Source organism: uncultured Desulfosarcina sp. (assembly GCF_963664155.2).
Lineage (GTDB): Bacteria > Desulfobacterota > Desulfobacteria > Desulfobacterales > Desulfosarcinaceae > Desulfosarcina.
In genome coordinates this window covers 312,887-329,154 of the sequence record NZ_CAXXXH010000001.1, presented here as the reverse complement: position 1 = coordinate 329,154, position 16,268 = coordinate 312,887, and the positions used below count along the sequence as shown (strand labels likewise).

19 protein-coding genes are annotated in these 16,268 nt (G+C 49.0%); 11 read left to right on the top strand and 8 right to left on the bottom strand.

Features of this window, described 5'->3' with window-relative positions; genetic code table 11:
* Window positions 1–378: 378 nt before the first annotated feature.
* From ACHZBS_RS01605 to ACHZBS_RS01590, 4 genes are all read left to right on the top strand, one after another.
* Window positions 379–774 carry a hypothetical protein gene (locus ACHZBS_RS01605; RefSeq protein ID WP_319404792.1) on the top strand — a complete coding sequence of 132 codons (396 nt, stop codon included), beginning with the start codon at window positions 379–381 and terminating at the stop codon, window positions 772–774.
* Entirely contained in the window at window positions 764–994 is a 231-nt protein-coding gene (locus ACHZBS_RS01600) for a hypothetical protein (RefSeq protein ID WP_319404791.1), read from the top strand. The genes ACHZBS_RS01605 and ACHZBS_RS01600 overlap by 11 nt, the downstream gene beginning before the upstream one ends.
* A 26-nt stretch (window positions 995–1,020) precedes the next feature.
* On the top strand, window positions 1,021–1,230 hold the full coding sequence (locus tag ACHZBS_RS01595; RefSeq protein WP_319404790.1) for a hypothetical protein: 210 nt from the start codon (window positions 1,021–1,023) through the stop codon (window positions 1,228–1,230).
* A 74-nt stretch (window positions 1,231–1,304) separates the two neighbouring features.
* The gene (locus ACHZBS_RS01590; protein ID WP_319404789.1) at window positions 1,305–1,529 is read left to right on the top strand and encodes a hypothetical protein; all 225 of its coding nucleotides are present in this window, start codon (window positions 1,305–1,307) and stop codon (window positions 1,527–1,529) included.
* 248 nt (window positions 1,530–1,777) lie between these two features.
* On the opposite strand, the gene ACHZBS_RS01585 is transcribed toward ACHZBS_RS01590, so the two are convergent.
* Window positions 1,778–2,521 (bottom strand): DUF2971 domain-containing protein, encoded by a 744-nt coding sequence (locus ACHZBS_RS01585; protein WP_319404788.1) that lies wholly within the window; start codon window positions 2,519–2,521, stop codon window positions 1,778–1,780.
* A 367-nt stretch (window positions 2,522–2,888) separates the two neighbouring features.
* On the opposite strand from ACHZBS_RS01585, the gene ACHZBS_RS01580 reads away from it, so the two are divergent.
* Together ACHZBS_RS01580 and ACHZBS_RS01575 are read left to right on the top strand one after the other, a co-directional pair.
* On the top strand, window positions 2,889–3,998 hold the full coding sequence (locus tag ACHZBS_RS01580; protein ID WP_319404787.1) for a site-specific integrase: 1,110 nt from the start codon (window positions 2,889–2,891) through the stop codon (window positions 3,996–3,998).
* Window positions 3,999–4,224: 226 nt separating this feature from the next.
* Window positions 4,225–4,518 (top strand): hypothetical protein, encoded by a 294-nt coding sequence (locus tag ACHZBS_RS01575; RefSeq protein ID WP_319404786.1) that lies wholly within the window; start codon window positions 4,225–4,227, stop codon window positions 4,516–4,518.
* 60 nt (window positions 4,519–4,578) lie between these two features.
* On the opposite strand, the gene ACHZBS_RS01570 is transcribed toward ACHZBS_RS01575, so the two are convergent.
* Window positions 4,579–5,079: a cyclic nucleotide-binding domain-containing protein gene (locus ACHZBS_RS01570; RefSeq protein WP_319404785.1), complete on the bottom strand. Its 501-nt coding sequence runs from the start codon at window positions 5,077–5,079 to the stop codon at window positions 4,579–4,581.
* A 220-nt stretch (window positions 5,080–5,299) separates the two neighbouring features.
* Between ACHZBS_RS01570 and ACHZBS_RS01565 the strand changes: the two genes are divergently transcribed.
* From ACHZBS_RS01565 to ACHZBS_RS01550, 4 genes are all read left to right on the top strand, one after another.
* Entirely contained in the window at window positions 5,300–6,205 is a 906-nt protein-coding gene (locus ACHZBS_RS01565) for a DMT family transporter (protein ID WP_319404784.1), read from the top strand.
* Window positions 6,202–6,327, top strand: coding sequence for a hypothetical protein (locus tag ACHZBS_RS01560; protein WP_319404783.1), 126 nt, complete (start codon window positions 6,202–6,204; stop codon window positions 6,325–6,327). The genes ACHZBS_RS01565 and ACHZBS_RS01560 overlap by 4 nt, the downstream gene beginning before the upstream one ends.
* Before the next feature lie 55 nt (window positions 6,328–6,382).
* A complete protein-coding gene (locus tag ACHZBS_RS01555) occupies window positions 6,383–6,853 on the top strand; it encodes an ATPase P (protein WP_319404782.1) in 471 nt (156 codons plus the stop codon).
* A 286-nt stretch (window positions 6,854–7,139) separates the two neighbouring features.
* On the top strand, window positions 7,140–7,976 hold the full coding sequence (locus tag ACHZBS_RS01550) for a class I SAM-dependent methyltransferase (protein WP_319404781.1): 837 nt from the start codon (window positions 7,140–7,142) through the stop codon (window positions 7,974–7,976).
* A gap of 134 nt (window positions 7,977–8,110) precedes the next feature.
* Here the strand turns inward: ACHZBS_RS01550 and ACHZBS_RS01545 are convergent, their stop codons facing one another.
* Window positions 8,111–10,009, bottom strand: a complete 1,899-nt coding sequence (locus ACHZBS_RS01545) for an HD domain-containing phosphohydrolase (RefSeq protein WP_319404780.1) — start codon at window positions 10,007–10,009, stop codon at window positions 8,111–8,113.
* 99 nt (window positions 10,010–10,108) lie between these two features.
* Window positions 10,109–11,725: a PilZ domain-containing protein gene (locus ACHZBS_RS01540; RefSeq protein WP_319404779.1), complete on the bottom strand. Its 1,617-nt coding sequence runs from the start codon at window positions 11,723–11,725 to the stop codon at window positions 10,109–10,111.
* Between the two features lie 24 nt (window positions 11,726–11,749).
* Between ACHZBS_RS01540 and ACHZBS_RS01535 the strand changes: the two genes are divergently transcribed.
* Window positions 11,750–12,049, top strand: a complete 300-nt coding sequence (locus tag ACHZBS_RS01535; RefSeq protein WP_319404778.1) for a hypothetical protein — start codon at window positions 11,750–11,752, stop codon at window positions 12,047–12,049.
* A gap of 385 nt (window positions 12,050–12,434) precedes the next feature.
* Here ACHZBS_RS01535 and moaA read toward each other — a convergent pair whose 3' ends face one another.
* The 4 genes from moaA to ACHZBS_RS01515 form a co-directional block, all read right to left on the bottom strand.
* Window positions 12,435–13,442, bottom strand: a complete 1,008-nt coding sequence (moaA, locus tag ACHZBS_RS01530; RefSeq protein WP_319404777.1) for a GTP 3',8-cyclase MoaA — start codon at window positions 13,440–13,442, stop codon at window positions 12,435–12,437.
* A 63-nt stretch (window positions 13,443–13,505) separates the two neighbouring features.
* On the bottom strand, window positions 13,506–15,032 hold the full coding sequence (cobA, locus tag ACHZBS_RS01525) for a uroporphyrinogen-III C-methyltransferase (protein ID WP_319404776.1): 1,527 nt from the start codon (window positions 15,030–15,032) through the stop codon (window positions 13,506–13,508).
* On the bottom strand, window positions 15,022–16,002 hold the full coding sequence (gene hemC, locus ACHZBS_RS01520) for a hydroxymethylbilane synthase (protein WP_319404775.1): 981 nt from the start codon (window positions 16,000–16,002) through the stop codon (window positions 15,022–15,024). The genes cobA and hemC overlap by 11 nt, the downstream gene beginning before the upstream one ends.
* Window positions 15,957–16,190, bottom strand: a complete 234-nt coding sequence (locus ACHZBS_RS01515; RefSeq protein ID WP_319404774.1) for a zinc ribbon domain-containing protein — start codon at window positions 16,188–16,190, stop codon at window positions 15,957–15,959. Before ACHZBS_RS01515 ends, hemC begins: the two co-directional genes overlap by 46 nt.
* Window positions 16,191–16,268 lie beyond the last annotated feature (78 nt).

Here is a 16,268-nt window from a genome sequence, read left to right as displayed (position 1 = left end):
CGTCGATCATTGTCACCGCATACATATAGTTTGCCATGCTTCGGATCCCCCTCGTGTGATTAGTGTTAGGCAGCTAAAGAGGTGTTGAGGCGTGAACTGTTGCTTGACAGACAATTTTGCATATTTTATGCTGATATTCGTAACGGTAAATTCCGTTACCCGGTTTGGCAGCCGGAAATACCAGCAGGCGCATGAGCGCCCAATTTCATAGTATGGCGCTTTTTCTGTTTCCGTACTATGAATCAATTGGCGGTGCATGCGCGGGGACCGCAAGGTCCGCCGGTTTCCTGTTGGACCGGTCTGCCAACCGCGTATGTGCCGCCTTTTTTGTTTGGCAGCGAAAAGGGCGGATCACCTTACATCAACAGGAGGTTCGTCATGCACAACAATCACGCCTTATTTTCCCGTCCCATCGATCCGTTTACCGAGAATGTGAAAACGATCAGCCGCAATGGTCGCGCCCTGGGCTTCCTGGAGGCCATGGACATCGTGGGGACGTTGTCCGCTTTCACCAGCTGCCCGGTGGAGGCAGAAACGCTTAACAGGGTTTATGTCGAGTTGGAACGTGGGTATTCCGAACGGTTCAAGGGGACGGTGGCAAGCCTTCTCACCCGGCATGAAAAAAACCGGCCTGAGAAACCAGTTTCGGAGATTGTCGTCCAGGTCGGTGAACTATTGAGACAGGCCGACACTGCTTTTTCGAACAGCGTTATTCAATTCAAAGGGAAAAGGACGATAGCTGGACGACAAAGGAGGTGCGATTATGTGGGATAATAGTGCCGATGCCAGCATAAAAATAGCGAATATGAAAGGATATTCTGAAGGGCTTTATTTTGTTCTGCTAACCGCTTCTGAAGGGGAAGATTCAAATTTTGCTACTGAAAAAAAACTTTATGGTGAATTTGCTGCACTGCTATTGCCTCTTAATTTGGCTTTGAAACGATACGACGAGGAAGAGTTTCCAGTGCCGGAAAGAGCGGACGATAAACAATAATTAACCAGATAACTGTTGAGGGAAAAATGAAAAAGAAAATGAAGGATCATGAATCGAAGGAGCATTGGGCGGCAATGTTAAAAGACATGCTTGATACATATCGGGAAAACAATCCTGATGATTGTCAAAGTGATGAAGAACTTTTGCATAGCCTCATGGATTATTTTGCTGAATCAGGTTTGATAAAGAAAAAAGACGGAAAATATGTGATTCCGAAAATTATCCATGATGCATGAAACTTTCATAACTTTGTAGTCCATAGAACAGTTAGAGCGAGTCATTATATTAATGGAAAAAAGGAGATTAAAGAATGAAAAAACTTGTTTCGGAAAACGCATTGGTAAAAAGAATTAAAAGAAAGTTGGAAGAGCAAGGCCTTTTGATTAAAAAGAATCCAAAGGGTCCATATATGGAAAATATGGGCGAATATTTGATTACGAATAACCAGGGAAACCTTGTACAGACCGTTGACGATATCGAAGCCTTTGCACGTGAGGAAGGTGTTCTTAAAGATTCGGAAAAGCTGGGCGAATAAAACTTGTTCAATTTAAAAGAATGGGGCGGCCTAGGTGGTTTGCCTGGGCCGTCTATTCAACAAGTGTTTACTCCTGGGTAGTTTGTAACCTGTTAAAATGAAAAAAGCCGAGTTTTAATTCGTCTTCATTGCTCTTTGAAAATTTGTGGTGGTAACGGCCTGCATAAGCGGTTTGGCGAGCTTTTTGCCAAATCCGACTTAATGCGTTTGTTCGGCGTAATTGTTTGATTGTAGTATATTCATATAGCTCAAGCTGGTGGCTCAATGCTTAAACCAGATTGAATAACCTCTGCTTTGATACTGTATTTATTAAGTAAATCCTCGACTAATGGTGCTAGCCATGGTTTTTCAGTTGGTGCGATGAATACCTGTTCAATAAGGATTTCCAAATCGCATTTAACGTAGAAGCCTTCTGTTTTCATGCTTATATTTCGTCGTGAATTCGAAGTCTTTTTATCATTATACCAAACAATTCTTGTTTCCTTTTCATGTTCAAAAGGCAACCTTTTTGTCAAGCATGCACGTAACATTGAACCGCCATGTGTTGGTTCCCTATCTGAGTTTGAGTAGATAACTTTGTAATGCGCTAACTTTTTAGGTGTATCTTTTAAAGAATTATGAAGGCTTTTGGTAGTTGTCCTAATTGCCACACCCTCATTTCCATTTGTGTATAGTTTCCACATAGCGTCTGATTGTTCTTCGTTTGAATGCCAGCAACTTACATAGTAGCACTTTCTTTCTTTGGGGCTTATCTTCCTAAGTTCTTGATCACGGTCTTCGAAATGTTTTTTAAAAAAACCGCCTTTATATGACAAATTTGGTACCCAACCTTCATATTTATCACCGAGTCGGTCCAATCTGGACATATATATTCCGCTATTCACAAGCATTGCTAGGAATTTTGAAATACTCATGTATCGCCAAAGTGGGGTAGCAAGATCTGGTCTTTCTAAGAAAAAATTATCTTTGTTATGTGTCCATACTACTGGCATAGATTTCCACAAAATAAAGGATAGCCGAACCTAGTTTATTCATCGTAATACGATGAATAAACGGAATGGTTTTTGAAGTGATTGTATAAAACAAGACAGTGTTTCATAGCCTAATTGATTTTTCTACCATATCTCACTGATTAATCAACGCTTATTTAGATTTCCTCTGTTTAAGGGTGCGGATTGATGCTTTTGCAGAATGCCAAAAAGAGCCGGGTTTGACACCGATTTTGGTGCTTATCCGTATTTACGGATAATTATTCGAGTCGTCTTGGCGATGAACGATATTCAGTACCACCGCAGATTTTCAACAGGCAACGCAGCTACAATGAGTTCGAACCTTAGAAGTAATGCATAAGGAGGTGTAATGGCAAAGCGGAAAAAATATAACGGAATTTTTACGGTTAAAGGAAAAAATGGCATTTCTTACGGCATAGACTATGTGCATCCCCAGACCGGCCAGCGGATCAGGAAAATACTAAAGGGTTGCACCAATGAAGCCGATGCTTTTGAAAAGCGCAGCATCGAGCTTGCCGATGCCGCCAGGGGCGCCATTAACAAGGCCTACGGCATCCGGAGCAGAGGGGCCGCAATTCTTTTTAATGACATGGTCGATCTATACCTGAAAAACTGGTCAGCCGATAACAAGGACTCAAGAACAGACCGGTTCCGATCCGTAAGGCTGAAAGATTTTTTTAAGGGCCGGTTGATGTCCGATATCACGCCCTTTCTTGTGGAAAAGTTCAAGCGGCAGATGGCCAAGGATCGGTCAAAAAATACCGTTGATAAATGGTTGAGCCTTGGCAGCCAGGTCTTTGAAAAAGCCAGGGCATGGAAAAAATATAACGGAGAGAACCCTTTTTTGAAGGTGGACCGGTTCAGGGTGAAAAAAGGCAAGAAGCCCGGATCGCTGTCACCTGGCCAGGTCCATGCGATCATGGAGCAGATCCCCCATTCTGTGAAACGCGACATGGTCGAATTCTGCTATAACACCGGCTGGCGCATATCCGAGATAACCGGCCTCCAGTGGGATGATGTCAAGCCAGAGGAAGGAAAAGCGTGGATTGTTGATCCGAAAAATGGTAATACCGTCGATATCGAACTGAGCGACCGGGCGATTGAGTTGATCCTGAAGCAGGACAGGAACTGCCCGTTCGTTTTCAGCCATAAAAACGGCAAGCCTTACAAAACCGGCATTCCGGCCGTTTTCAAAAATGCCGCCGAGAAAGCAGGGATAGCGTTGCCGCCACGAAAAGCATGGCACATCCTGCGGCGAACCTGGGCCAGCATGTTCCTTCAAAATGGCGGGGATGTCGAAACGCTCCGGGTCCTGGGAAACTGGAAGGATTACAGCATGCCCATGTGGTATGCGGACAGCGCCGATTCGGACCGGAAACGCGAAATTTTGAACCGAATACCGAAGCCCGATGGCAGAAAAAAGACAGAAATGGCCAATGGGGTTTTGCTAAGTGCTTGAAAATTCAGCCATAAAAATCGGGGACAAAGTGGACTCAAAATCCACCGATCGCAAGGTCGTGACGGTTCGATTCCGTCCTCCGGCACCAATCAGTATAGAAACGGCGACCGGTGTTCAACGGGTCGCCGTTTTTTTAAGGGCCACCATGATTTTTTCTTGTCAGGTTTACCCTCTTTTGCTGACGACAGCCGACTAATAAAAAACGCAATCTTCAGGAGGTCTGTTTATGTGGGGACAGATTAAAAAATACATCATCATCGGTCTTATTGCCGCCGCCGGATACTATGTGCTGGCACATCACTTCATTTATTATGAGAAAACCTTTTCTATTCTGCCCAAGGAGGAACTGACTCTTAAATACACTTTTTACAGCCTGATGAGCAAACGACCGGAGACGATTTTAAAAGTGGATGAGCTGCGCTGGGCCGGGATCGGCGATATCCTGGTGGAAAAGGGGATTGTCCCCGCGAGCAAGATACGCATGCTGGAAGACAAGGCGGAAATGGCATCGGGTAACTAATCTCCGCGAAACCCTTTAGCGGCCCTTCTCATCGACGAACGCCGGTGAGAAGGGCCGTTTTCATCCCATGGGAAGCATGTTGTCAGCCAAACGGCTGGAGGCTTTCTTCAGGTTGATGCTGAGCAGGTTTGCCAGCCCTTTTAAAATGTTGACGCCAAGATTTACCTTTTTCGACAAAATATCGTCGAAGGCAGCACGTTGAAAAACCGCCAGCCTGACCTTTGATCGGGCGATAACTGTCGACGACCTCGGAAAATTGTTAATGATGGACATCTCCCCGATGGATCGGCCACGTCTCAGCGTGGCCATCACGTCGCTGCTGTGGGGGCCGGTTTTTTTGGTCACATCCAGTTCGCCGCTTTCTACGAAACAGACGAAATCCGCTTTGTCCCATTCATTGAACAGGACTTCCCCGGGATCAAGGTCCTTAAAATCCATCCGTGCAGCTACCTCATGGAGTTCTTCTCTTTCCAGGAATTCAAATAGCGGCAGGTTGAGGATAAAATCAACCAGGTCCTCGTCTTTGTCCGACCCGTTCGGTTCCAATGGTTTTTCGCTCATCATCTTTTTCCTATCGGTCGTCTGATTTCACCCCAGCATCTCATGAAACATCAGCTGTGAGGGCACAAATTTCTGGTGATTTGACCTGAAAACAGATACAACAATCTCTTGGTAAAATTTCTATCGGCACCTGAAAATGGGGACTTTAGTCCAAGAATTCAAAACCCTTTTTCAGCCTGAATGTCAAGTCTTGAAAAATATGAGCCCAAACCGGATGTTGATGACCTACTTTAAATTGCTGTTGACTGCCATTTTCTGGGGGGGAACCTTTATTTCAGGCAGAATGCTGGCCGATTCCGTACCTCCATTTTCCGCCGCCTTTTTTCGATTTCTTTTTGCTGCAGTGTGTCTCTATGTCCTTGTTGTGCGCCGGGAAGGAAAAATCCCCAGGCTGGAAAGGCAACAGATTCTGCCCGTGGCGCTGCTGGGATTGACCGGCGTGTTTGCCTATAATGTTCTTTTCTTCAATGGATTGAAATTTATAACCGCCGGTCGGGCATCCATCATTATTGCCAACAACCCGATTATTATTTCTGTTTTCGCGGCCCTTTTTTTTAGAGAACACCTTTCCCCGATCAAGGTTCTCGGTATTCTGATTTCCATTACCGGGGCAGTTGTCGCCATCTCCGGCGGATACCCGTTGGCTCTGTTTGCAGGCGGAATCGGGATAGGAGACCTGCTTATTTTTGGGTGCGTGCTCAGTTGGTCGGCCTATTCGCTGATTGGAAAGCGTGTGATGCGAGACCTCTCCCCTTTAGCATCGGTATCGCATTCAGCGGCTGTTGGGGTGCTGGCGCTGCTGATTCCAGCCTGCATGGAAGGAATGCCTGCGGCGGCGCCGGGCTATTCCCTGGCGGATTGGGGCAATTTGGCCTATCTCGGATTGTTTGGCACGGTGCTGGGGTTTGTTTGGTACTATGAGGGTATCCGGGTGATCGGACCGTCCCGGGCCAGCCTGTTTATCAATTTTGTGCCCATCAGCGCCATATGTCTGGCCCACATTATCCTAAAGGAGCCGTTGACAGTCTCGCTTCTGGTGGGTGCCATCCTGGTGATCGCCGGCGTCACCTTGAACCACCTTCCGGTTTCGGGTTTGCACTTGTCCAAATCACAGGTGCGGCCTTGAACCGCGACAGCGATCACATTTCCCCCCGCCTGCCGCAGGAAGGCTTCAATAAAGATGGGTTAACCAATGATCATCAATCAAAAGCGATTTTCGATGCCGGTCAGCCATATTTTATCAAATAGGCCGACAGGCCTTTTCAGGCAATTGCGATGACCCTGTTAAAAATAGGAGAACGACATGCTATCCACACAGATTCCCGGTTTTGGAACACTGACCCTCGATCATCTGGTGTTGGACTATAACGGCACCCTGGCCGTGGACGGTCTGCTGCTTCCCGGTGTCAAAAGTGCTCTCAATGCCCTTGCCGCGGAGTTGGTGATTCATGTGGTCACTGCCGATACCTTCGGCAAGGCAGCCGACGGTCTTGACGGTGTCAACTGCCGTCTGACCGTGTTGGAAGCCGGGCGTCAGGACCAGGCCAAAGCCAACTTCGTCAACCGGTTGGGGGGGGATCGGACGGCCAGCATCGGCAACGGCCGCAACGATGCGCTGATGCTGGCGGCATCCGCCCTGGGTATCGCCGTTATTTTAGGGGAAGGGGCTTCCATGGCAAGTCTGAATGCGGCAGACATCGTCTGTGCGGATATCGTTTCTGCACTTGAATTACTGATGCATCCCTTACGGCTGACGGCAACGTTGCGATCCTGAAAAGGTTTCAATGAAACAGCGAATTTGCCGAACCATCGCCACGTTGACTATTTTATAGGGTGGTGTTAGATGAACCGCGACAGTGAGCCTATTCACCGTTGCATGAGGTGGCTGCAATGAGTCAATCGTTGATTAATAAGATCCTTTCAGAAAAGTTCCGCCATAGCTTGCTGTGGGGGTGGGGTTAATTGCTCTTAACACTTTGTAATGCATGAAATCGCATCGATTTGGCATTTCAAATTGCCTTTTTTTCGGTTTCGATTCTTTCTCGGGAATAAAAGTCGCCATGGATTCGACAGGAAATGTGGGAAGCGGTGATAATGTATTCAAATATCTCATGGAAAATGGTGATGAAACCCATCGCCTTGAGATGAAGACAGATCCTGACAGCATAACCGCTCAGGCTCGTTGGGCCGGTATAAAGCCTGGTATGCGGGTAGCGGATGTGGGATGTGGCCCCGGGATGATCACGGCGCTGCTCCATCGTATGGCTAGCCCGAACGGAACCGTTGTGGGCATCGATAACTCTTCAGATCGTATTCAACATGCCGCAGATCATTATGGTGGTTCAGGTATATCCTTTAAATGCAGGAATATTTTGGATCCACTGGATGACCTTGGTACATTTGATTTTGTTCTGATTCGTTTTGTTCTCGAATATTATCGGTCGCGGTCATTCGATATCGTCAGCAATATAACCCGCATCGTCAAACCCGGGGGTATCCTGTGCCTGATTGATTTAGACCATAACTGCTTGAATCAATATGGCATTCCATCCAGATTAAAAAAGGTCATTAATTCGATCATGGCCAAACTGGGAAGTGATGCTGATTTTGATCCCCATATGGGTATCAAGCTTTACTCCATGCTTTACGACCTGGATTATCAATTCATCGACGTCACTATGAATGCACACCACCTTATATTTGGTGAATTGGATCATGTTCAGGATTACGATTGGACAAAGAAGGTGGAAGTGGCTGCCAAAAATTGCGGGTATGGATTTGAAGAATACGAAGATGGGTATGACGGATTCTATGCAGAATTTAAATCGTCATTTGCCGATCCGCGAAGGTTCATCTATACACCGGTAATCTGCTGTCGAGGTGTTCGAACTGTGTGATGGCTAACGGTGAGTGTACTTCCTGCTGCTTGCGGATGGGGTCGAAACCCGGTTTTAAATTGATAACATCATTGCCGTGATAATTTTCTTCGCAGCTTAACGCAGATAGGTTCTGATTGGATATGAACGTCGTTTCAGGAAACCCATTTCATTCGAATTATTTTTCCATCCTCAATTGATTCGGTTTGAAGTACTTCCCTCTCATAGTACTGGACAAAGGCATCGACGACCTTTTCGTCGAAGTGAACGCCGCGTCCCTTTTCCAATAAGCGAAACGCATAGCTCATGGGAAGCGGATCCCGGTAATGGCGTTTAGCGGTGACAGCCTCGAAAAAATCTGCTACGGCAATGATTCTCGCCCCCAGTGGAATTTCTTCTCCGATAAGGCCATTGGGATACCCACTTCCGTCCATCTTCTCATGATGGGAGCCGGCAATTTCCGGAACCTGACTGAATATGCCTTCGAAGTTGATTTGCTCTAATATGCTTTGCGTTTTCTGGGCGTGCGTCTTTACCTTTTCGTACTCTTCTTTGGTCAGACGCCCCGGTTTTTTCAATATTGAATCGGGGACGCCGATTTTACCGTAATCATGAAGGAGGGACGCAACACGTATCATCTCTCTGTAATTGTTTGATAAGTTCAGTTCGTCACAAATCCCCAGCGCATATTCGGTGACCTTGGCTGAATGGCCGGCGGTTAGGGGATCTCGGGCGTCGATGCTTGCCGCCAGCACCTGGAGAATGGAACCAAACTGTCGTTGTCGGGCTTCCAACAGATCCGCGTTGCGTATGCTGATGCCGATCACTGACGCAATGCCCATGAGAAGGCTTAGATCGCTTTGAACAAGCGGCCGTTTGGTCCGCAAATTGTCCACGGCAAGTATGCCGATAGACTGCCCATCGCAGATAATGGGGCAACAGATAAAAGATTGGGTGCCCATCTGATGGGCAAACGCCAGACTTCTTCTAGAGAGGTTCGGGCTGATTTCTTCGATATCGTTAATTAGAAAGGGTTTTTGCTCGTGAAAAGAAACGACAAAAACACCTTTTGATCCCGCTTTATTCAAATGGAATGCGGATTTTTTTATGAAATCAAGTTTTTTTTGGTCATATCCGAATCCCGCACGAAATTCTAAGAGTGACTTGTTCTCATTGGCAAGCAGAATGAATCCACGGTCATAGTCCAAGCGCTTTTCAAACAGACGGACTACTGTTTCCATCACATCTTTGATGTTGGTATATTTACTAATGATCTGTCCAATTTCGTTGGTTAATAGAGTGTTATTGTAGTTGATTTGTGTTTCCTCAATTAGCCGGTCGGCTGAATCGCTGAGGATGTTTAAACTTGTTTTAAGCTCTCTTTTCTCAATCAGCAGGTGGACGCTTCCTAAAATCAAAATTGTAAATAGGGAAAAGGGAAGAAAAAAGGAAATGGTCTCCTCAGGTTTGAAAAAAGCCAATAGAATGCAAACAGAAATCAGAAACAAGGTGAGGTAATTCCGAAAGGCCCGGAAGACTTCGGATCTGGACATCTCCCATGATATTATATATTTACAAGCGGAATCGCCTTTAAAAATGCATTGGGGATGTTCAATTTTAGGAAGTTTATTGGTAAAACCCATTGCAATTGCTTCGAATAGACCCGTCCTATTCTCACATTGATATGGTTTTTCGGTTACCCCTGGTTTTGGCGTTACCGTTATTTCTACCTTATTGGATGAAATACTTGTCGTTTGATAATTAGATGATCTCGCATAATTTTCTGATGCATGGCCGATGATCTGGTAGACTTTTCCCGGTCCTAATTGACCAAAAATAAATTGACCTAGTGCCGGGACTAATGAGGGCGATGCCGCAAACCGACCTGCTTCTCTTGCAATATTTTTATTTCCGGTAAGTTGTGCTACCTTTTCATAAAAACGATCAATCTGAGACTGCGTAAACCAGTGACCTTGGTCGGCAATTTCGTACGGTTCCATTCCTGCATACTGCAATACCTCGTCGGTATTCACATAGCTATATTTCTCCTTCAACAGCCTTATCCAGACATTAAGTCCCCTGCTGTTATACAAGGCGCTATCTTCAGTGAAATTTGCTTTATTGGGGTTCGGCGATGATCGCATATTCACCCTTTAATGCTTATAAAATTTCAATAAACGTTTTAAATATCTGAAATAATCATCTGTATGATTGAGGTCAAAAATCCACAGATTGTATTTCTTTTCAGTGGGGATTTCCATTGCCGCTGCACTTTGCTCAGGGTAAATAAGGACTGGCATTTCGTCTATCTGAAGTCCGCCGAATAGATTTAACAAACTGGACCGAATGATTTGATATTTCAGGTTCTCGTGTTTCAGGATGATGATTTTTACGGAGTTGGTTAGATCGGACATATTCAGACCGATATCTGCAATGTTGATTATTATCAATGCCTTTAGCTCGTCTAACATTTTGAGCGAAAAAAGGTGGCGGGATCGGAGCAGCCCGATTTTCGAAAACTCTGCTTCCGTTGCCGTCATATCATGATTGTTGGCACCTAAGTCCAAGGCATCAATCATCAAGCCACCGGATTGTTCCTCATAATGGCACTCAAGATCACGAAGGTCGTTGTCTGTAGCGGATTCGATGTGCCAACCTCCGGGCAACGGGCAGTCACCTTGTCCATTTCTCCGAAAATGGAAGTAGGCAAATTGGTCAATGGAGCATTTTTTTGGATTCAGAATGTTTTTTGCCGCACCACCAAACACATGATTAGGAAATTTGTTTTCCGGCCGGTAGTAGCAGAATGCATAACTCATTTTTATGGAGTTGAGCCGGTGTGAGTCATTGATGAAACTGCCGATTTGGTTAAATACTGCCAGGCCACCGCGGTGGTTTGATGATCGAATGGCTGCGAGGTGATGCATCAGCCACGATTTTTCGTAAAAGCGAACCATGGACATGTGTGCTAAAATCAATCCGTTGCGCTGATGGATGAAGTGCCTGGCGATATTTGGACTTTCAGTGTACAGCTTTTTATAGGTTTCTTTGATACGGGCTTTGTTTTTCTCGATAAATTCATATTTTTGGGGGTAAATGAATCCGGTTTCAAAGAAAAAATTCCACAGGTCATCCAGGTTGACTCTACGGCAGATGTAGGCATTCTTGTCACTGGTCTGTTGAATGAGAGAAAGCACTTTGATATGCTCATCTGCGGGCATATCTAGAATGGCAATCCCACAGCGAAGCAGCCCTGTTTCTCCCCTATCTTCAATCTGTTGGCTATAAACCACCTGGGCGGCGCAAGTCACATGGGCTCCGTCACCAAAGCAAATTTGAAGGTTCGGGATGATCAACCCCGGCAGCAACACCGCATGCTTTACTTCTTCCCGGACAGCCAGGCCTGATCCGGACAGATCACGCACCTCCAGTTGGACGCGTTTTTTAGAGAAGGGATGAACGAAACTGATTGTGGGTAGGGGGACCATTTGCTGACGGGTGCTTCTAAACTCCTTTGGCCTAAATCGCCGGATATGCCTTCTAACTGGTGTTAAGATCCAGTCTTGATTTTTATGGCCGTGGGTTTGTTTGCCGATTCGGCATTCCCCGGAATAGAGTGTTTTGCTGCCGTCGAAGATGATGACATTCACGGCCATGTCGGTATTCATCCAGTCGAAGGTCTGAGGGGATGTGGTCTGGACCTTGACGCGGAAGGAGAAGGCGGAAAAATCGATCATCGATCCGTAAAACAGGGCTCCGTTCTGGGTCACGTATACGTTAATGCTTCGGCACGAATGGCGCCTGGTGCTTCTGGCATCTTCAGCGCTACAGGTTTCCGGCAAAATGAAACGGATGGCTTGTCTGTTTATTTCCACTACGTCCGGTTCAGCCACCAGAAACCGATTGCCGTCGGGTATGAGAATGTTTTGGAAACAAAAACAATCCGGTTGGTCGACAATGGTTCCGGCCTCCTGCTGCCACAGGCAGGTCAGCCGGTTGTCCTGGCAGGGTTGCGGTTTGGCCTTGATGGACAGGATTCGGTGGTAGTGCTTGTGGCGATAATTAACGTAAAGGGGTTTGTCGAGAAAGTTTAGATAGTTCAGCTTGTTGATCAGGTGGCCCATGCTGATCTTTTTGGACGAGCAAACGGCTTCTTCCTTAGGCGTTGGGGCGGGGTTGGCTGATATGAGGCGTTTTTCGTTGGAACTGACTGCTGTGTCTGTTTGTTCAACATCCGTGTGAAGTTTTGCCCGTTCCATGGTTGAGCCTCAGTATCGACGTACCAGATCAGTGCAAGAAAAACAGATGAATTACTGTTCAGAACCAAGGTGCCTGGGTGGGCAGGTTGCATTTTCCTGCACTCATCCACAGAAACGACTATCATAAATTCCCTTTTGATGCAAGGGGTTATATAGGGATTGGCGTTAGGTGGACGAGGGAATGAAAAAGAGTGGGAAACCATCAAGGGGTTGTGGCCGGTCAGCCACCGATACCCTGCATCTGGCCTTTGACGGTTGTTACACCATTCGGGCAAAGCTGGTGTTTTGCCGCTTTATGTCGTACCGCGGTCCGGAAAATTTCAGCCAGCTGCTTATCCGATCCACCCATTCTTAACAGATCCTTGAGGGATTCGTGGCGATCGGACAGCAGGCAGGCGCGGAGCTTCCCGTCAGCCGTGAGCCGCAGGCGGTTGCAGCGGCTACAGAAATGGTGGCTCAGGGCGCTGATGAATCCGATTTCTCCCTGTGCTCCCGCTATGCGGTAGCGCCGGGCAGGTCCATCATTGTTGCCGCTGTCCACGGGGATCAGCGTTCCCAGCGCGGTAATGGTTTCCTGAATTTCCGGTGTCATAATCTGTTCCCGGCTACTGGTCCGGCTGTTGCCGATGGGCATGTATTCGATAAACCGGATGTGGAACGGATAGTCCAGAGAAAGTCTTCCAAAGTCGAGGATTTCGTCATCATTGATGCCCCGCATGGCCACAACATTGATCTTGATGGGGGAAAATCCAATTTCCCGGACCAGCTGGATTGCCTCCCAGACCCGATCGAACTGGTGGTAGCCGGTGATCTGGGCATACTTTTCCGGATTCAGTGAATCCAGGCTGACGTTGATGCGGTGAATGCCGGCATCGAATATGCGCTGGGCGTTGGCTGCCAAGAGAACTCCGTTGGTGGTCATCGAAACATCTTCTAATTCCCTGATGCGGGTCAGCTCGCCCAATAAATCAAGCACTCCTTTTCTGACCAGGGGCTCTCCCCCGGTGATACGCACTTTGCGGATACCGAGTTTGATGCCGATCCTTACCAGACGCAGGATTTCTTCATAGCTGAGAATGTCCTCATGGCCCAATTTGGGGATGCGGCCCTCAGGCACACAGTACAGGCACCTGAGGTTGCAACGGTCGGTGATGGAAATCCGAAGGTAGTTCAAATGGCGTTTTTCACGATCGACCAGCTCGTCGACAAGGGGTATGCATTTATCCATGTTATTTCCCGTTACCGTTTTCCGACCCCACTGGCTGCCGGCCGGGGGGCGCGCAGTGCACAATCAATAGTTTTCCAAAATGGCCTGTATCAGGCCGTCAATCGTGTACATTGTCGCTTCCAGGTTTACCGAAAGACCCATATCCCGGGCCGTCTGGGAGGTGATGGGACCGATGCTGGCCACCGTGACATCCGCCATCAGCCGGCGGGCTTGGTCCGATGGCAGCAACCGGCAGAAGTTCTTCACGGTAGACGAACTGGTAAAGGTAACCATGTCGATGGTTCCGGCCTCCAGGCGGGCGATCAATTCGGTTGCGCCGTTTTCCACGTGTATGGTTTCATAGGCCGTCACTTCATCCACCGTTGCGCCCATGCGGCGCAACTCCACGGGAAGTACGCTGCGCGCTTCCCTGGCACGTGGCAGCAGAATCGTGCTGCCCGTTATCGGCGTTGCGGAAAATGCCTCCACTACGGATTCGGCACGGTAGCTTTCCGGGATGATGTCGCTATTCAATCCCCAGGTTCTGAGCCGGTCCGCCGTGGCAGGGCCGATGGTGGCAGTTTTAATGTGTCCCAGGGCCCGCACGTCCAGCCCATTTTCAAACAGGCGCCGGAAAAAATAATCCACACCGTTGACGCTGGTGAATACAATCCAGTTATACCGGCCTAACGTTTCGATAGCCCTGTCCATCTCTGCCCATTCCGGTGGTGGCACCACCTGAATGGTTGGGCACTGGATGCATTCGGCACCATATTCCGTCAACTGGTGAACCAGTTCGCTGGCTTGCTCCCGGGCTCGGGTGACCACGATGCGTCGGCCCATCAGCGGTCGGTTTTCAAACCATTGCATGGTTTTTCGCAGGTTAACCACACCGCCGACGATGATGATGGCCGGGGCTTTGATGCCGGCTTTTTGGGTCTCATCCACGATCGTGCCCAAGGTTCCGGTAACGGTTTTCTGTTTGGGTGTGGTCCCCCAGCGGATTACCGCCACCGGCGTGTCTACCGATCGGCCGTTGCCCATCAGCTTGGCGGCGATGGTCGGCAGGTTTTTGACTCCCATGAAGAAAACCAGCGTGCCGATGCCGGTGGCCAGCGCCTTCCAGTCGACACTGGATTCGGCTTTGGTGGGGTCCTCGTGGCCGGTGACGAAAGCCACATCGGATGTGTAGTCCCGGTGGGTCAGCGGAATGCCTGCATAGGCTGATGCGCCGATGGCGGCCGTGACGCCCGGAACGACCTCAAACGGGATGCCTGCGGCGATGAGGACTTCCACCTCTTCACCGCCACGGCCGAAAATAAAAGGGTCACCCCCTTTGAGTCGGGCTACCACGCTTCCCTGTTTGGCCTTCTCCACGATCAGGGCGTTGATGCCATCCTGGGGCAGGGTGTGATCGCCTCCTTTTTTCCCCACGTAGATCATTTCCGCATCGGGGTTGGCATGGGCCAGCAGGGCCGGCGATGCCAGATAGTCGTAGACCACCACATTTGCCTTGGCAATGCAATTGACCCCCTTGACCGTGATCAAACCCGGGTCGCCGGGGCCTGCCCCCACCAGAAACACTTTTCCGGTTTTGTTATTACTGCGCATCGGCGTTCAGTCTTTCCAGAATTTCTCCGGCACCCATAGCCAGCAGCGTTCCGGCCAGCTCCAGGCCGATCTGTTCGCTTCGGTTTTCGGGGCCGGTTCGTGACTGTTTAATTTGATGGGATCCATCCACATCGCAGACCAGGCCGGTGAGGGTGTATCCTTTTTCGTCGATATGTCCGTGGCCGGCGATGGGAACCTGGCAGCCACCTTCCAGCCGCTTTAAAAACGCCCGCTCACCCATTACCACCTGACGGGTAGGCACATCGTCCAGGAGCGCCACCACCGGTGCAATGCGCGAGTCATTTTTCCTGATCTCGATGCACAGGGCCCCCTGGCCGACTGCGGGCAGCATGACCGATTCATCCAGGATCTGGGTGATACGATCGGCCAGTCCCAGACGGCGAACACCGGCAGCCGCCAGCACGATGGCATCCAGCGACTCGCTTTCCAGCTTTTTCAGGCGGGTATCCAGGTTTCCCCGTAAGGGCACGATGGAAATGTCTGGGCGCGCGTGAAGCAACTGGGCGGAACGGCGCAGGCTGCTGGTACCCACCCGGGCTCCGAGCTTCAGCTGTTCCAGGGGCAACCGGTTTCGGGTGATCAGGACGTCGCGGGGTTCTTCCCGCTGGGGGATCGCACCGATACACAGACCGTCGGGGATATCGGCGGGCATGTCTTTCATGCTGTGTACCGCCAGATCGATGCGCCCCTCCAGCAGGGCCTCTTCAATTTCCTTGACGAACAATCCCTTCCCGCCCACTTTTGCCAACGGGACGTCGAGGATTTTGTCTCCCTTGGTTTTGATGACGGTCAGTTCGACGGTGAGATCCGGCTGGCAGCTGCGGATGGCATCTTTGACCCAGTTGGCCTGCCACAGGGCCAACTGGCTGCCCCGGGTGCCGATGACGATGGTGCTGCCGGCCATCAGTGGCCGCAGCCGGCACAGCTGGATGCGCTGCACCCGGTGCATGACGAGGATGAGGCCGACGTGCTCACGGTCTGGCCGCCGCTGCCTTTGCTGACGAATCCGCAGGTGGACATGAGGCGGCAGACCTCGCCGGTATTACAGGCGGGGCACCGGTCCGGCTCACTGCCGCCCAGCACCAGGTACTCGAAATTGTGACCGCATCCGTTGCAGTGGTACTCATAGATGGGCATGGAACGTTTACTCCTTGTTCATGATTGTGAAGAATTTTCATTGAAGTCTATCGGCAAAAAACCACGGTTAATCCTACC

What these genes read in the sequence shown, in the direction of transcription:
- ACHZBS_RS01595 (WP_319404790.1), top strand. Translation starts at nt 1,021, where the DNA reads ATGAAAAAGAAAATGAAGGATCATGAATCGAAGGAGCATTGGGCGGCA.
- ACHZBS_RS01575 (WP_319404786.1), top strand. Translation starts at nt 4,225, where the DNA reads ATGTGGGGACAGATTAAAAAATACATCATCATCGGTCTTATTGCCGCC.
- ACHZBS_RS01590 (WP_319404789.1), top strand. Translation starts at nt 1,305, where the DNA reads ATGAAAAAACTTGTTTCGGAAAACGCATTGGTAAAAAGAATTAAAAGA.
- ACHZBS_RS01565 (WP_319404784.1), top strand. Translation starts at nt 5,300, where the DNA reads ATGACCTACTTTAAATTGCTGTTGACTGCCATTTTCTGGGGGGGAACC.
- ACHZBS_RS01605 (WP_319404792.1), top strand. Translation starts at nt 379, where the DNA reads ATGCACAACAATCACGCCTTATTTTCCCGTCCCATCGATCCGTTTACC.
- ACHZBS_RS01550 (WP_319404781.1), top strand. Translation starts at nt 7,140, where the DNA reads ATGGATTCGACAGGAAATGTGGGAAGCGGTGATAATGTATTCAAATAT.
- ACHZBS_RS01515 (WP_319404774.1), bottom strand. Translation starts at nt 16,190, where the DNA reads ATGCCCATCTATGAGTACCACTGCAACGGATGCGGTCACAATTTCGAG.
- moaA (WP_319404777.1), bottom strand. Translation starts at nt 13,442, where the DNA reads ATGGATAAATGCATACCCCTTGTCGACGAGCTGGTCGATCGTGAAAAA.
- ACHZBS_RS01555 (WP_319404782.1), top strand. Translation starts at nt 6,383, where the DNA reads ATGCTATCCACACAGATTCCCGGTTTTGGAACACTGACCCTCGATCAT.
- ACHZBS_RS01585 (WP_319404788.1), bottom strand. Translation starts at nt 2,521, where the DNA reads ATGCCAGTAGTATGGACACATAACAAAGATAATTTTTTCTTAGAAAGA.
- ACHZBS_RS01580 (WP_319404787.1), top strand. Translation starts at nt 2,889, where the DNA reads ATGGCAAAGCGGAAAAAATATAACGGAATTTTTACGGTTAAAGGAAAA.
- ACHZBS_RS01535 (WP_319404778.1), top strand. Translation starts at nt 11,750, where the DNA reads ATGGCGCCTGGTGCTTCTGGCATCTTCAGCGCTACAGGTTTCCGGCAA.
- ACHZBS_RS01570 (WP_319404785.1), bottom strand. Translation starts at nt 5,079, where the DNA reads ATGAGCGAAAAACCATTGGAACCGAACGGGTCGGACAAAGACGAGGAC.
- hemC (WP_319404775.1), bottom strand. Translation starts at nt 16,002, where the DNA reads ATGCACCGGGTGCAGCGCATCCAGCTGTGCCGGCTGCGGCCACTGATG.
- ACHZBS_RS01600 (WP_319404791.1), top strand. Translation starts at nt 764, where the DNA reads ATGTGGGATAATAGTGCCGATGCCAGCATAAAAATAGCGAATATGAAA.
- cobA (WP_319404776.1), bottom strand. Translation starts at nt 15,032, where the DNA reads ATGCGCAGTAATAACAAAACCGGAAAAGTGTTTCTGGTGGGGGCAGGC.